Raw genomic sequence first — 13,655 nt, forward strand, 5'->3', positions numbered from 1 at the left:
TCCACGTCAACGCGAGCGAAGGAATCCCATGGCCTCCGAAGTCACCCTCCCCGCCCTCGGCGAGTCCGTCACCGAGGGCACCGTCACCCGCTGGCTCAAGCAGGTCGGCGACACGGTCGCGGTCGACGAGCCGCTGCTCGAGGTCTCCACCGACAAGGTCGACACCGAGATCCCCTCGCCGGTCGCGGGCACCCTGCTCGAGATCAAGGCCGAGGAGGACGACACCGTCGAGGTCGGCGCCGTGCTGGCCGTCGTCGGTGACGAGGGCGAGTCCGCCGGGGACGCCTCGGAGACCGCGGAGCCCGAGGCGCAGCCGCAGGACGAGCAGGAGGCCGAGAAGAAGGCCGAGCAGGAGGAGGAGATCGCCGAGGAAAAGGGCGAGCTCCCCGAGGGCGACGAGACCCCCGAGTCGGAGAAGTCCGACGAGCAGCCGGCCGCCGAGCAGTCGAGCGGTGGGTCCGAGGGCGGCTCCGGCGGCGGCTCCGCCACGTCGGTGACCCTGCCCGCCCTGGGCGAGTCGGTCACCGAGGGCACCGTCACCCGCTGGCTCAAGCAGGTCGGTGACGAGGTCGCGGTCGACGAGCCGCTGCTCGAGGTCTCCACCGACAAGGTCGACACCGAGATCCCCTCGCCGGTCGCGGGCACCCTGCTCGAGATCAAGGTCCAGGAGGACGAGACCGTCGAGGTCGGCGCCGAGCTCGCCGTGGTCGGCGACCAGGGTGCGTCCGCCTCGGACGCGTCCGGCTCCGCCGAGCCCGAGGCGCAGCCCAAGGACGAGCAGGAGGCCGAGAAGAAGGCCGAGCAGGAGGAGGAGATCGCCGAGGACAAGGGCGAGCTCCCCGAGGGCGACGAGACCCCCGAGTCCGAGAAGGCCGCGTCCGAGGAGGCACCCTCCGAGAAGGCCGAGCCCGCGCGCACCGCCGCCGAGGACAAGCCCGCGGAGACCCCGGCCGCCCAGGAGAAGCAGGAGCCGGCCGCGCCCGCGCCGTCCCGCGGCGACGACCAGAGCGCGTACGTCACTCCCCTGGTCCGCAAGATGGCCGCCCAGCACAACGTGGACCTCGGTTCCGTCAGCGGCACCGGCGTCGGCGGCCGCATCCGCAAGCAGGACGTCCTCGACGCCGCGGCGGCCGCCCAGCAGCAGGCCCAGCAGCAGGCACAGCAGCCCGCCGCCGCGCCGGCCGCAGCGCCCGCCGCAGCCGCACCGGCCGGTGGCGCCGCCGCCCCGAGCGGTACGCCGTCGCCGCTGCGCGGCACCACGGAGAAGGTCTCGCGGCTGCGCAAGATCATCGCCGAGCGGATGCAGGACTCCCTGCAGACCTCCGCCCAGCTCACCCAGGTGATGGAGGTCGACGTGACCACCATCGCCCGGCTGCGCGAGCGGGTGAAGGGCGACTTCCTGGCCCGCGAGGGCGTCAAGCTGAGCTACCTGCCGTTCTTCGCCAAGGCGGCGATCGACACGCTCAAGCAGCACCCCAAGCTCAACGCGGCCATCGACACCGACAAGGGCGAGGTGACCTACTTCGACCGCGAGAACATCGCGTTCGCCGTGGACACCGAGAAGGGCCTGCTCACCCCGGTCGTCAAGGACGCCGGTGACCTCTCGATCGCCGGCCTGGCCAAGAAGATCGCCGACGTCGCCGAGCGCACTCGGACCAACAAGATCGGTCCCGACGAGCTCTCCGGCGGCACCTTCACGATCACCAACCTCGGCAGCTTCGGGGCGCTGTTCGACACCCCGATCATCAACAAGCCGCAGGTGGCGATCCTCGGCCCCGGTGCCGTGGTGAAGCGTCCCGTCGTCATCGACGACCCCAACCTGGGCGAGACGATCGCCGTGCGCCACATGGTCTACCTGTCGCTGACCTACGACCACCGCCTGGTGGACGGGGCCGACGCCGGCCGCTTCCTCCGGGACGTCAAGGCGCGGCTCGAGTCCGGCCAGTTCGAGGTCTGAGCGACCGCCCCGGCCCCGACGCACCGCACGAGACGCCCCGCCCCTTCCGGGCGGGGCGTCTCGCGCGTGTGCGGCCCTCGAAAACCATGAGCGCGCTGTCGGTGCCGGGATCTACGGTTGCCCTACCGTGAGCACCCTGGACACCTCCTCAGCACCCGCCCGCACCCAGCCGACCGTGTCACCCCACGCAGGCCCGGGCCGGGTCCCCGTCGACTGGCGCCGACTGCGCCAGCCGCTGTCGGTCGTCTGCTTCTCGCTGTCCCTGCTGGGCGCGATCGGCACCTCGCTCGGCTCCGTCGTCGCCGGACGGCTGGCCGAGCAACCGACCGAGCGCCTGGCGATGGCCCTGGCGGTCTGCGTCGTGGGCGCCGCGCTGGTCGACACGGTGGCCAAGACGATGTGGGCGGGAGTCGTCGACCGGGCCGAGGGACGGCTGCGGTCCGACCTCCTCGACGCGGCCATGTCCCAGCCCCTCGCCGACCTCACCGAGCAGGCCGTCGGCGAGGTCCTCGACCGCATCGACGACGACACGTGGGAGGTCGGCCAGCTGCTGCGCTGGGGCGTGTGGATGGCCATCCGCACCCTGCTGGCCTCCGGGCCGCTCTGGATCGTGGCGACGCTCACCTGGTGGCCGGCGTTCTTCCTCTTCCCGCTGACCGCGGTCGCGGCCGTGCTCGTCGTACGACGCCTCCTCCCCCGAGTCTCCGAGCTCAAGGTCGTCGAGGAGGCCGCCTGGACCGACCACGCGGCGGCCACCGAGGAGGGCGTGGCGGCGCGGGACGACCTGCGCACCAGCCTCGGCCAGGCCTACGTGCTGCGGCGCAACGCCCGCGTCGCGGCGACGGTCCACCGGGCGCTCGACGCGGTGCTGGCCGTCGAGGCGCGCATCACGCGACGCAGCGGCACCCTGCTGGCGGGTGTGCTGGCCGGCACCGGCGTCGTGGGCATCGCGCTGGTCTGGCACGGCGACCTGTCGACCGCGGCCCTGGTCACGCTGTTCCTGGTGACCACCCAGTTCGTGGGCCAGGTCGACATGCTGGCCCGCCACCTGCCGGACCTCCAGGAGGGCTTCGGCGCGGTGCTGCGGCTGCGCGGCATGCTGGCGGCCCGGGCGGAGCCGACCGGCGGCCTCCCCCTGCCCGACGGACCGCTCGACGTGGAGTTCAGCGACCTCCACTTCTCCTACGACGCCGGCACCTTCGCGCTGCGCGACGTCGACCTCTTCGTCCCGGCCGGCCACACGTGCGCCTTGGTCGGCCGCACCGGGTCCGGCAAGTCGACGCTGGCCTCGCTGCTGTCTCGGGCCGCCGAGCCCGAGCCCGGCACCGTGCTCCTCGGCGGCGTCGACGTCCTCGAGCTCGACCTGCAGCAGCTGCGCGCCGCGGTGGGCGTGGTCACGCAGCGCACGGAGATCCTGGCCGGCAGCCTCTCCGACAACATCACCCTCTTCGGCGCGCACCCGCGCGAGGTCGTCGAGGCAGCCGTCGCCGAGCTCGGGCTCACCGAGTGGGTCGCCGGCCTGCCCGACGGCCTCGACACGACGCTCGGGCCGGGTGGCACCAGCCTCTCCGCCGGCGAGGAGCAGCTGGTCGCCTTCGCCCGGCTGCTCGTGCGCGACGTGCGGGTCGTGGTGCTCGACGAGGCGACGGCCCGGATGGACCCCGTCACCGAGGCGCGCGTCGTCCGGGCGGCCGACCGCCTCATCTCGGGCCGCACGGGCATCCTGGTGGCCCACCGGCTCTCGACCACCCGGCGCGCCGAGCAGGTCGCCGTGCTCGAGTCCGGACGCGTCGTCCAGCGCGGTCCCCGTGAACGGCTCGCCACCGAGGACGGGCCCTTCCGGGACCTGCTGCGCGCCGCCGCCCACGAGGCCGTCGTCGAGGAGCACCACCACGACGCCGCCACCATCGGCTCGGTCCGCCGGTCCACGACTCCCCCGCCCCGCCCCGACGTCGCGCCGCCGCCGAGCCTCACCCGGGCCACGTGGAGCGCCCTGATGATCGAGCCCCAGTGGGGACTGCTCGGCATGGGCCTCTTCCTCCTCTCGGCCCTCACCGGTGCCTTCGGCGCGCTGACCGGCTGGGTGTGGGGCCTGGCGGTGACCGACCTGCAGGACGGTGGACTGCCCGTGGGGCTCACCGTGGCGCTGGTGGTCTCGCTGCTGGTCAGCCCCCTGCTGCTCTCGCAGGCGTTCCGGACCTATCCCCGGTGGTGGATCTCGGTGCGGCTGCGGGTGCGGCTCGCCGTGCTCCGCGGCCAGACCGAGCAGCGTCGCCTCGAGCGCACCCCGCCCGGCGAGGTCGTGGCGCGCACCATGGACGCCGACCGGCTCGCCCGCTACGCCGACCGCTGGGTCGACTTCGTCAACGGCCTGGTGATCGTCGCGGTCACCGCCCTCATCGCCGGCACGTGGCTGGCGGGCCTCGTGCTGCTGGTCGTCATGGTCGCGTCCGCCGGTGCGTCGACGTTCGGCCGGCGCGTCGCGGGTCGCTCGGCCGCCGCCTCCTCCGCCGCGCGGGCCGGCTTCGGCCGCTCGCTGGTGTCGGCGCTGGAGTCGGTGCGCACCGTCAAGCTTGCCGCGGCCACGCCGTCGGTCCACGAGCACCTGCGCCAGGTCGACGCGGGGCGCGTCGACGCCGCGGTCCGCGAGCACCGCGTGCAGGCCCTGCTCGACGGCGTGCCCGTCGTCATGGTGCAGTGCGGCGTCGTCGCCGCGTGGGTGGGCCTGCTGACCGGGCAGTGGGGGCTCGCGACCGCGCTGCTCGTCGCCAACGCGGTGAGCGGGTTCGACTGGTTCGGCCGGGTCGCCGGCTCGGTGGTCACCGAGGCGCCGGGCGTCCGGGCGTGGATGGAGGCGACCAGCGCCCTGGCGGGTGGCGGCGACCTCATGCACCTGCCCGAGGGCGTCGACATGGTCGAGGGCACCGCCCCCGCTCCGGCGGCGCCGCAGCGCGACCCGCTGCGCGAGCTGTCCCTGCGCGGGTTCTCCGCGGTCCACGACGACGGCACCCTCGGGGTCCGCGACGTCGACCTGACGGTTCGGGGCGGCGAGCTGGTGCTGCTGCTCGGGCAGGTCGGCTCGGGCAAGTCCAGCCTGCTCTCGGGGCTGGCCGGGCTGGTCAGCAGCACCGGCGAGGTCCGGTGGAACGGCGAGCCGATCGGCGACCCGCAGGTCGAGCTCCGTCCCGCACGCGTCTCGCACGTCGCACAGGTGCCGCGTGTCCTCTCCGGATCGTTCGCCGGCAACGTCGCCCTCGACCACGTCCACCGCGCCGTCGAGCCGGCGCTCGCGACCGCCCGGATGGGCCGCGACGTGGACGAGGCGGGCGGGGCCGACGCCCTCGTCGGGCACCGCGGCGTCCGGCTGTCGGGCGGGCAGGTGCAGCGGCTGGCCCTGGCGCGTGCGCTGGCCTGTGACGCCGAGCTGCTGCTGGCCGACGACGTCTCCTCCGCCCTCGACGCGGCGACGGAGGTGGAGCTGTGGGCGTCACTGCGAGCCGGGGGCGCCACCGTGGTCGGCGCGACCAGCAAGGCGGCCGCGCTCGCCCAGGCCGACCGGGTGGTCGTGCTCGTCGACGGGCGGGTCCGCGACGAGGGGACGTGGGCCGAGCTGTCGCGCAGCTGGGGGCACCTGGCCGGCTGACGGGCACGTCGTGACCCGTGACGCCTTGGGCGTCGTGCTTGGGTGGGGGCATGCGAGCCGTGATCGCCGGTGCGTCCGGCTTCCTGGGTACCCACCTGACCCACCACCTCCGGACCCAGGGCCACGAGGTCGTCCACCTGGTGCGCCGCCCCGCACAGTCCTCGCTGGAGTCCCCGTGGGACCCCTACGCCGGCAAGCTCGACCAGGCCGCCATCGACCGGGCCGACGTCGTGGTCAACCTCGCGGGCGTCAGCATCGCGGGCAACCCCCACTCGCAGGCCCGCGCCGACGCCGTGCTCAACAGCCGGGTCGTCACCACGCGCGCCCTGGCCGACGCGATCGCAGCGTCCCCCCGTCCGCCCGCCTTCCTCGCCGGCAACGGCATCTCCTACTACGGCGACCACGGTGCCGACGTGCTGACCGAGGCGTCGGACTCCCGCGGCGACGCGATGCTCACGCAGGTCACCCGGGAATGGCAGTCCGCGACCTCGCCCGCCGAGCAGGCCGGCGCCCGCGTCTGCATCCTGCGCACCGCCCCGGTCATGGACCGGCGCTCCTCGCCGCTGCGCGAGCTGCGTCGCCTCTTCCAGCTCGGCCTCGGCGCGCGCCTCGGCACCGGCAAGCAGCACATGCCGATGATCTCGCTGCGCGACTGGGTCGCCGCGGTCGCGTTCCTCGCCGGCTCCGACGACGTGTCGGGGGCCTTCAACCTGTGCTGCCCGCACACCCCCACCAACGCCGAGTTCACCCGCGCCCTGGCCAAGGCGGTCGGCCGACCCTCCTTCCTCGTCGCCCCGTCGCTGGCCATCAAGGTCGCCGGCGGGCGGATGGCCCCCGAGCTCCTGGGTTCGGTCAACGCCCGGCCCGCCGCGCTCGAGCGCGCCGGCTACGACTTCCAGGACGAGGACGTCACCGCCGTGCTCGCCGCCGCGCTCACCTGACGCCGCTCCGCTCGTCTCGGTCAGGTAGGGCGAACGGGGGGGCTGGCCTCCCATCGATCCTGCCCGAGGTCGGCGCCGGTCGCCCACGTGCGCAACCACCGCGAGTCCTGGCCCGCCATACCTGCGCATCCGCGCGACCGCCGCAGTTCTTGCCTCGCCACACCTGCGCACGTGCGCAGGGAGACGGCCCCGCCGACAACCCGCGCAGGTCAGGAGACTTCTCGCACCTCGTCGACCAGCCACTCGTCGCCCACGAGCCTCAGCAGCACCCGTCGCGTCGATGGCCGGTCGGCCGGCAACGGGATCGCCGTCGCCCCGTCGACGGCCTCGGCGCCGCTCACCCGGTCGGTGACCCGCACCTCGACCCGCGCCGCGGAGACGTCGAGCACCTGGATCGTCAGCACCTGGGTCCGCAGGCCGCGCACCGTCAGTCCGCGATCGACGTACGACGAGAGCATCCGGGCGTCGGCACGACCGCTGCGCGACCCGTCGACGTACAGGCTCCGCAGACCGTCCACGTCGCCCGACGCCCATGCGCGGGCCCGTCGCTCGTCCCAGTCCGCGAGCACCGCGCGCGGTCCTGCGAGCGCAGGGGCGACGACCGGCGGCGCGGTCTCCAGCGGCTCGGGTCGCAGCGCCACCAGCGCGGCAGTGCCGAGCACGGTGAGCAGCGTGATGCCGGCCAGGATCGGGAGCAGTCGTCGCGGGTCCACTCCCCCACCGTGCCGCAGATCGGCGCGGGCCGTCGGCGCTCGTCCACAGGCTGCCGGGAGCAGGCCGCACCGGACGGGCTGGCCCCCGGCGTACCCTGACCACCATGCGCTTCGACATCGCCGGGCTGGGACCCGAGGCCGTCGACTACCTCGCCGCGTGGGACCTGCAGCGTGACGTGCACACCCGTGTGGTGGCCGGCGAGCAGGAGCCCACGGTGCTCCTCCTCGAGCACCCGCCGGTCTTCACCGCGGGCAAGCGCACCGACCCGCACGAGCGCCCGCTCGACCCGGGCGGTGCCGACGTCATCGACGTCGACCGCGGCGGCAAGATCACCTTCCACGGGCCGGGCCAGCTCGTCGGCTACCCGATCGTGCCGCTTCCCGACCACGTCAAGGTCGTCGACTACGTACGCCGTGTCGAGGAGGCGCTGATCCTGGTGTGCCGCGACTTCGGCGTCACCACCGCCCGCGTCCCCGGCCGCAGCGGCGTCTGGCTGCAGGCCGACGACCGCGGACCCGAGCGCAAGATCGCCGCCCTCGGCATCCGGGTCAGCCGGGGCGTGACGATGCACGGCTTCGCCCTCAACTGCGACGTCGACCTCGGCTGGTACGACCGGTTCGTGCCGTGCGGCATCTCCGACGCCGGCGTCACCTCCCTGACCACCGAGCTCGGCCGCGACGTGACCGTCGAGGACGTCCTCCCGAGCGTGCGCCGGCACCTCGACGAGCTGCTCGCCTGGACGCCGTACGACGCGACGCCCGACTACGAGGCCCGTCCCGAGCCGACCCACGCCCCGCGCATCGAGCTCGTCACGCCCGGTCGCTGACCGGCCTCAGCACCGCTACCGGGATCGTGCGCCCGGCCTTCCGCTCGTACTTCGCGACCCCGGGGACCTGGGCGAGGACGACCTCGCGCCAGACCCGGTCCCGCTCGGCCCCGGTGAGCACCTGAGGCCGCACGTCGAGGCCGCGGGTGCCGATCTCGATCCGGGCCCGCTCGGTGCGGCGCAGGTTGCGGAACCAGTCCGGATCGGTGGGTGAGCCCGACCCGCTCCCCCACACGACGTAGCCGCCGTCGTGCTCGAGGAACCGGACCATGGTCGACCGCGGGACCCCGGTGCGCCGCCCCGGCGAGGTGACCATCAGGACCTGCGTGCCGGGGCCGCTGTCCAGGCGCCCCCGCGCCACCCGGTGCAGCCACACACCGATCCGGTTGCCGGTCCTGGTGAATCCGTGGCGAAGGCTCCCCATCGCGCCCCTCCTTGCTGTCCCAGAGTCCTCGTCGTCGCTGCAGGTCGTCAACGGTCGCGGACGCGGACGGCGCGCCGCGGTGCGCCCGCGCGCGGCGGCTGCCACAGTGCCCTCCACGGGGAGGGCGTCGCGGTGACGTCCGGGAGAGGAGCGCCGTGTCGAGCACGGCCACCGCAGACCTGGTCATCGAGACCCGGGGGCTGCGCAAGGAGTTCCAGGGTCGGCGCGGCACCCGCGTGGCGGTGCACGACCTCGACCTGTCGGTGCCGCGTGGCGGGGTGCACGGCTTCCTCGGACCCAACGGGTCCGGCAAGACCACCACGATCCGGATGCTGCTCGGCCTGGCGCGCGCCACGCGCGGCGAGATGGCGCTGTTCGGCACGCCCGTGCCCTCCGGGTTGCCGCAGGTCATCGACCGCGTCGGCGCCGTCGTGGAGATGCCGAAGTTCCTGCCCCACTTCACCGGCCGCCAGAACCTCACCATCCTGGCCAGGTCCAAGGGCATCGCCCCCGATCGGATCGACGCCGCCGTCGACACCGTCGGCCTCACCGGGCGCGACCGCGACCGCTACAGGGCCTACTCCCTCGGCATGAAGCAGCGGCTGGCCATCGCCGCCACCCTGCTCAAGGACCCGCAGCTGCTCATCCTCGACGAGCCCACCAACGGCCTCGACCCCGCCGGCATCCGGGAGATCCGCGAGACCATCCGCAGCCTCGGGGAGTCGGGCGTGACGGTGCTGCTCAGCTCGCACATCCTCGCCGAGGTGCAGCAGGTCTGCACGTCCGCCACGATCATCGGCAACGGCCGGCTGCTCGCCTCCGGACGGGTGGAGGACCTGCTGGGCGCCAGCACGTCGTACCGGATCGTCGTCGACGACCACGACGCTGCCCGCCGGGCACTCGCCGAGGGTCCCTACGACGTCCGCGCCGACGGCACGGCCCTCCTCGTGGAGACCCAGGCGCCGGCCGCCGAGATCACCCGCACCCTCGGCGAGGCCGGGATCTGGCTCTCCGAGCTCACCTCGGTGCGACCCGACCTGGAGACGGTCTTCCTCGAGCTCACCTCCCAGGACACGCTCGGCACGGCCACGGTGGGTGAGCCCGCATGAGGCTCCTCGGTGTCGAGCTCACCCGCCTGCGCTGGCGCCGCGCGTGCCTGGTGCTGCTGGCCGCGTCCGTGCTGGTGCCCGCCGTCATCTGGGCCGGCACCCTCTGGGGCACGCGGCCCTACTCCGACGCGGAGGTCCAGCGGGCCGCCGAGCAGGCCCAGGGCCAGCCCGGCTTCGCCCGGGAGGTGCGCCACTGCGAGCGCAAGCCCGAGCAGTTCCTGCCGCCCGACCAGCTCCCCGTGGACGAGGCGCAGGTCGCCGACCGGTGCGAGCAGCTGATCACCCAGTGGTGGACGGGGCTCTACCGCGAGCCCCTCGACCTCCGGCGCGAGCTCGACGGCAGCGGCACCGGCATCGCGGTCGTGATGGCCGGGCTGCTGATGCTGCTCGGTGCCACCTTCGTCGGCGCCGACTGGGCGAGCGGGTCGATGAGCAACCAGCTCCTCTTCGAGCCACGACGCCTCCGGGTGTACGCCGCCAAGGCCGGCGCCGTCGTCGTCACCGGGCTGCTGCTGGGGCTGACCGTCGGGGCGGCGTGGTGGCTCGGGCTGGCCGGGGTGGCCGGCGCCCGCGACCTGCCCGTCGCCGACGGAGTCACGGGTGACATCGTCTGGCAGGTCGTCCGGGGTGCTCTCCTCGTGGCCGGTGCCGGGCTGGCCGGACTGGCCACCACGATGCTCTTCCGCAGCACCGTCGCCACGCTCGGCATCCTGTTCGCCGTCGTGGTCGCCGGCACCTTCCTCATCGCCGTCCTCCCGTTCGAGGCGCCGGAGCGGTGGATGCCGCACCTCAACGTCGCGGCCTGGATCGGGGACGGGGCCACCTACTGGACCGACAACGCGCAGACCTGCGTCGACGACGGGACCGGGGTGATGGTGTGCAGTGGCGAGCGCGTCCTCACCGCCGGCGCCGGCGCGACGTACCTCCTGTCGTTGCTCGGCCTCGTCGCGGCCGGCTCGCTCGCGACCTTCACCCGCCGCGACATCCCGTGACGCCGGGCGCCCGGCGGGCCAATTCGGGCGCCCTGCGGCCCCGGCGTAGAGTGACGACGTGACTGCACCGGCACCCGAAGGACGCAAGCTCCTCCGCCTGGAGATCCGCAACGCAGAGACGCCGATCGAGCGCAAGCCGTCGTGGATCAAGACCCGGGCCAAGATGGGACCGGAGTACACCGAGCTGACCAACCTGGTGAAGTCCGAGGGTCTGCACACGGTGTGCCAGGAGGCCGGGTGCCCCAACATCTTCGAGTGCTGGGAGGACCGGGAGGCCACCTTCCTCATCGGCGGTGACCAGTGCACCCGCCGCTGCGACTTCTGCCAGATCGACACCGGCAAGCCGCAGCCGCTGGACCGCGACGAGCCGCGACGAGTGGCCGAGTCGGTGCAGAAGATGCAGCTCAAGTACGCCACCATCACCGGCGTCGCCCGCGACGACCTCGAGGACGGCGGCGCCTGGCTGTACGCCGAGACGGTGCGCGCGATCCACGAGCTCAACCCGGGCACCGGCGTGGAGAACCTGATCCCGGACTTCAACGGCAAGCCCGACCTGCTGCGCGAGGTCTTCGAGTCGCGGCCCGAGGTGCTGGCCCACAACGTCGAGACCGTGCCGCGGATCTTCAAGCGCATCCGTCCCGCGTTCCGCTACGAGCGCTCGCTGGACGTCATCACCCAGGCCCGCGACTTCGGCCTGGTGACCAAGTCCAACCTCATCCTCGGCATGGGCGAGACCCGCGAGGAGGTCTCCCAGGCGCTGCGCGACCTGCACGAGGCCGGCTGCGAGCTCGTCACCATCACCCAGTACCTCCGCCCCTCCCCGCGGCACCACCCCGTCGAGCGCTGGGTCAAGCCCGAGGAGTTCGTCGAGCTCAAGGACGAGGCGGACCAGATCGGCTTCTCCGGCGTCATGTCGGGGCCGCTGGTGCGTTCGTCCTACCGGGCCGGACGGTTGTACCGTCAGGCCATGGACGCCCGCGACACTGCCGGCGCCACCGCCTGACGTTCTCCACCCGCACCCAAACCGCACCGTCCGCTCGTCTCAGCAAAGGGCCAGCATGTCGACCCCCGCCACCCCGCCCACCTCGCGGCGCAAGCAGATCGTCCAGACCTACCGGATGGCGAGGAAGACCGACCGCACCCTCGGGCTGTGGATCCTCGGCTCCTTCCTCCTCGGTGCCGCCGTCGGGTTCGGCGTCATCTGGTTCCTCCCGGGCGACGGCGTCCTCTCGCTGATCCTCGCGATCGTCGGCGCCCTGCTCGTCGGCATGCTGCTGGCGCTCATCGTCTTCGGCCGCCGCGCCCAGAAGGCGGCGTACGGGCAGATGGAGGGCCAGGTCGGCGCCGCCGCGTCCGCGCTCACCATGCTGCGCCGCGGCTGGAAGACCGACGCGGTCGTCGGCTTCAACAAGCAGCAGGACGTCGTGCACCGGGTCGTCGGCCCGCCCGGCGTCGTCCTGGTCGGTGAGGGCAACCCGCAGCGCCTCAAGGCGCTGATGGCCACCGAGCGCCGCAAGCACGAGCGCGTCCTCCCCGAGACGCCCGTCCACGAGGTCATCTGCGGCAACGGCGAGGGCGAGGTGCCGCTCAACAAGCTGGTCCGCCACGTCACCAAGCTCGGCAAGAACCTCAAGCCGGCCGACATCACCGACGTGCTCAACCGCCTCAAGGCCATCGACGCCCAGCGCGGGCTCCTGCCGATGCCCAAGGGCCCGGTCCCCACCTCGATGAAGGGCATGCGCGGCCAGCAGCGCGGCCGCTGACCCTCAGGACCCCGAGGCCGCGCGCAGGTCCTCGAGCCGCGCGGTGCGCGACCCGGCCGCGAGGTCGTGCAGCCCACGCCCGTCCGGGCGGAAGACCAGTGGCGGTACGACGAGCGCGACGAGCACCTGGCGCAGCACGCACCGCAGCAGCGACACCGGCCCGTAGGACCCGTCGTTGCGCACCACGCGCAACCGGGTGGCGAGCTTGCCGAACGACCCGCCGGCGACCGCCGTGAAGATCGCGGACTCGGCCACGAACAGGCCGAGGACGTACCAGCTCGACATGGGGTCCTCGCTCCAGGCACGCGGCCCGATCAGCGCGACCACGACGAGCGTGCAGGCGAGCCAGTCGACGGCGAGGGCCAGGATGCGACGGCCCCAGGAGGCGGTCTCGATGGTGGCGTTGTCGGGCACCGGAACAGCCTAGGGGGAGTCCTCAACGGACCGGCTTCGCGCCCTCCGGGGCCTCGACCTCGACCGGCTCGCCCCACGCGCTCCAGCCGACCTGCGCCGACCGGGCCTCGTCGTCGCCGACCTGGTAGGCCAGCTGCACCGGCCGCGAGTCCTCGTCGATCCACAGCTCGGCGTCCAGCTCGGCGGGCACGTCCATCACCCGGTAGATCGACTGCTCCGGCAGCTCGGCCAGCCACGCCTTCGTGTCGAGGGTGACGTCGTAGCGGGTGACCTCCTCCCCCGCGACGTCGTCGGCGGCCGGCTCGCCGACCTCGGTCACGCCCGCCTCGAGGGCCGCGAGCTCGGTGGGCACGTCGACGGCCAGCAGGATCGGGACCACTCCGGCGTCGAAGCCCTGCTCGCCCCGCAGGCGCGGGTCGTCCTCCTCGAGGTAGCGCCACCGGTCCTTCGTCGCGGCGCCGCCGACGTAGACCCGCCCACCCACGCGGCGTACCTCCAGGCCGGCACCCGTCCGGTCGCCGGTCACCGCGGCGAGCACCGGCTCGTCGCCCCAGCTGACGTCGACCTCGACGTCGTCGGGCGACTCCAGGGTGCCGAGGGTGACGTGGACCGACTCCTCATCGGCGACCGCGTCGCGGACCGCGGGCAGCAGCGTCTCCACGTCGTACGACGCACCGTCGCCGCTCTCCCCCGACCCGCCGTCGGTGCCGCTGCAGCCTCCCAGCGCGAGCGCGAGGGTGGCCAGGACGGCGGTCGCGGGAGCGGCACGGCGGGTGGAGCGGAAGGAGGAACGCATGGTGACCGACCCTAGAGGGGGCGGGGTGAGCCGACCGCTGGCCGGTCATCTGTTACATCGGCGAAACAAACGGGAT

General features: G+C 73.6%; 12 protein-coding genes. 8 read left to right on the plus strand and 4 right to left on the minus strand.

Annotated features, from left to right (window positions below; translation table 11 throughout):
• The first annotated feature begins 28 nt into the window (after positions 1 to 28).
• The 3 genes from sucB to DAI17_RS09710 all read left to right on the plus strand — a co-directional run bounded on the left by sucB (position 29) and on the right by DAI17_RS09710 (position 6,541).
• A complete protein-coding gene (gene sucB, locus DAI17_RS09700) occupies positions 29 to 1,957 on the plus strand; it encodes a 2-oxoglutarate dehydrogenase, E2 component, dihydrolipoamide succinyltransferase (RefSeq protein WP_107772721.1) in 1,929 nt (642 codons plus the stop codon).
• Positions 1,958 to 2,084: 127 nt separating this feature from the next.
• Positions 2,085 to 5,600, plus strand: a complete 3,516-nt coding sequence (locus DAI17_RS09705; protein WP_234412427.1) for an ATP-binding cassette domain-containing protein — start codon at positions 2,085 to 2,087, stop codon at positions 5,598 to 5,600.
• Positions 5,601 to 5,650: 50 nt separating this feature from the next.
• The gene (locus DAI17_RS09710; RefSeq protein WP_107772722.1) at positions 5,651 to 6,541 is read left to right on the plus strand and encodes a TIGR01777 family oxidoreductase; all 891 of its coding nucleotides are present in this window, start codon (positions 5,651 to 5,653) and stop codon (positions 6,539 to 6,541) included.
• Positions 6,542 to 6,750: 209 nt separating this feature from the next.
• On the opposite strand, the gene DAI17_RS09715 is transcribed toward DAI17_RS09710, so the two are convergent.
• Positions 6,751 to 7,254, minus strand: coding sequence for a hypothetical protein (locus DAI17_RS09715; protein ID WP_107772723.1), 504 nt, complete (start codon positions 7,252 to 7,254; stop codon positions 6,751 to 6,753).
• A gap of 104 nt (positions 7,255 to 7,358) precedes the next feature.
• Here DAI17_RS09715 and lipB point away from each other — a divergent pair, with 104 nt between their 5' ends.
• Positions 7,359 to 8,081 (plus strand): lipoyl(octanoyl) transferase LipB, encoded by a 723-nt coding sequence (gene lipB / locus DAI17_RS09720; RefSeq protein ID WP_107772724.1) that lies wholly within the window; start codon positions 7,359 to 7,361, stop codon positions 8,079 to 8,081.
• Here the strand turns inward: lipB and DAI17_RS09725 are convergent.
• Positions 8,065 to 8,505, minus strand: a complete 441-nt coding sequence (locus tag DAI17_RS09725; protein ID WP_107772725.1) for a nitroreductase family deazaflavin-dependent oxidoreductase — start codon at positions 8,503 to 8,505, stop codon at positions 8,065 to 8,067. The genes lipB and DAI17_RS09725 overlap by 17 nt on opposite strands.
• Before the next feature lie 155 nt (positions 8,506 to 8,660).
• Here DAI17_RS09725 and DAI17_RS09730 point away from each other — a divergent pair, with 155 nt between their 5' ends.
• Genes DAI17_RS09730 through DAI17_RS09745 form a run of 4 tightly spaced genes read left to right on the plus strand, consistent with a single transcriptional unit; the run spans position 8,661 to position 12,369 of the window.
• Positions 8,661 to 9,614: an ABC transporter ATP-binding protein gene (locus DAI17_RS09730; protein ID WP_199905043.1), complete on the plus strand. Its 954-nt coding sequence runs from the start codon at positions 8,661 to 8,663 to the stop codon at positions 9,612 to 9,614.
• A complete protein-coding gene (locus DAI17_RS09735; protein ID WP_107772726.1) occupies positions 9,611 to 10,606 on the plus strand; it encodes a hypothetical protein in 996 nt (331 codons plus the stop codon). The genes DAI17_RS09730 and DAI17_RS09735 overlap by 4 nt, the downstream gene beginning before the upstream one ends.
• Before the next feature lie 58 nt (positions 10,607 to 10,664).
• Positions 10,665 to 11,609: a lipoyl synthase gene (gene lipA / locus DAI17_RS09740; protein ID WP_107772727.1), complete on the plus strand. Its 945-nt coding sequence runs from the start codon at positions 10,665 to 10,667 to the stop codon at positions 11,607 to 11,609.
• Positions 11,610 to 11,664: 55 nt separating this feature from the next.
• A complete protein-coding gene (locus DAI17_RS09745) occupies positions 11,665 to 12,369 on the plus strand; it encodes a DUF4191 domain-containing protein (protein WP_107772728.1) in 705 nt (234 codons plus the stop codon).
• 3 nt (positions 12,370 to 12,372) lie between these two features.
• On the opposite strand, the gene DAI17_RS09750 is transcribed toward DAI17_RS09745, so the two are convergent.
• Together DAI17_RS09750 and DAI17_RS09755 are read right to left on the minus strand one after the other, a co-directional pair.
• Positions 12,373 to 12,783, minus strand: a complete 411-nt coding sequence (locus DAI17_RS09750; RefSeq protein WP_107772729.1) for an RDD family protein — start codon at positions 12,781 to 12,783, stop codon at positions 12,373 to 12,375.
• A gap of 22 nt (positions 12,784 to 12,805) precedes the next feature.
• Complete coding sequence (locus tag DAI17_RS09755) at positions 12,806 to 13,579, minus strand: LolA-like protein (RefSeq protein ID WP_107772730.1); 774 nt, start codon at positions 13,577 to 13,579, stop codon at positions 12,806 to 12,808.
• Positions 13,580 to 13,655: the final 76 nt, after the last annotated feature.

It is taken from the genome of Nocardioides sediminis, assembly GCF_003047295.1.
In the GTDB taxonomy this organism is placed as follows: Bacteria; Actinomycetota; Actinomycetes; order Propionibacteriales; family Nocardioidaceae; genus Nocardioides; species Nocardioides sediminis.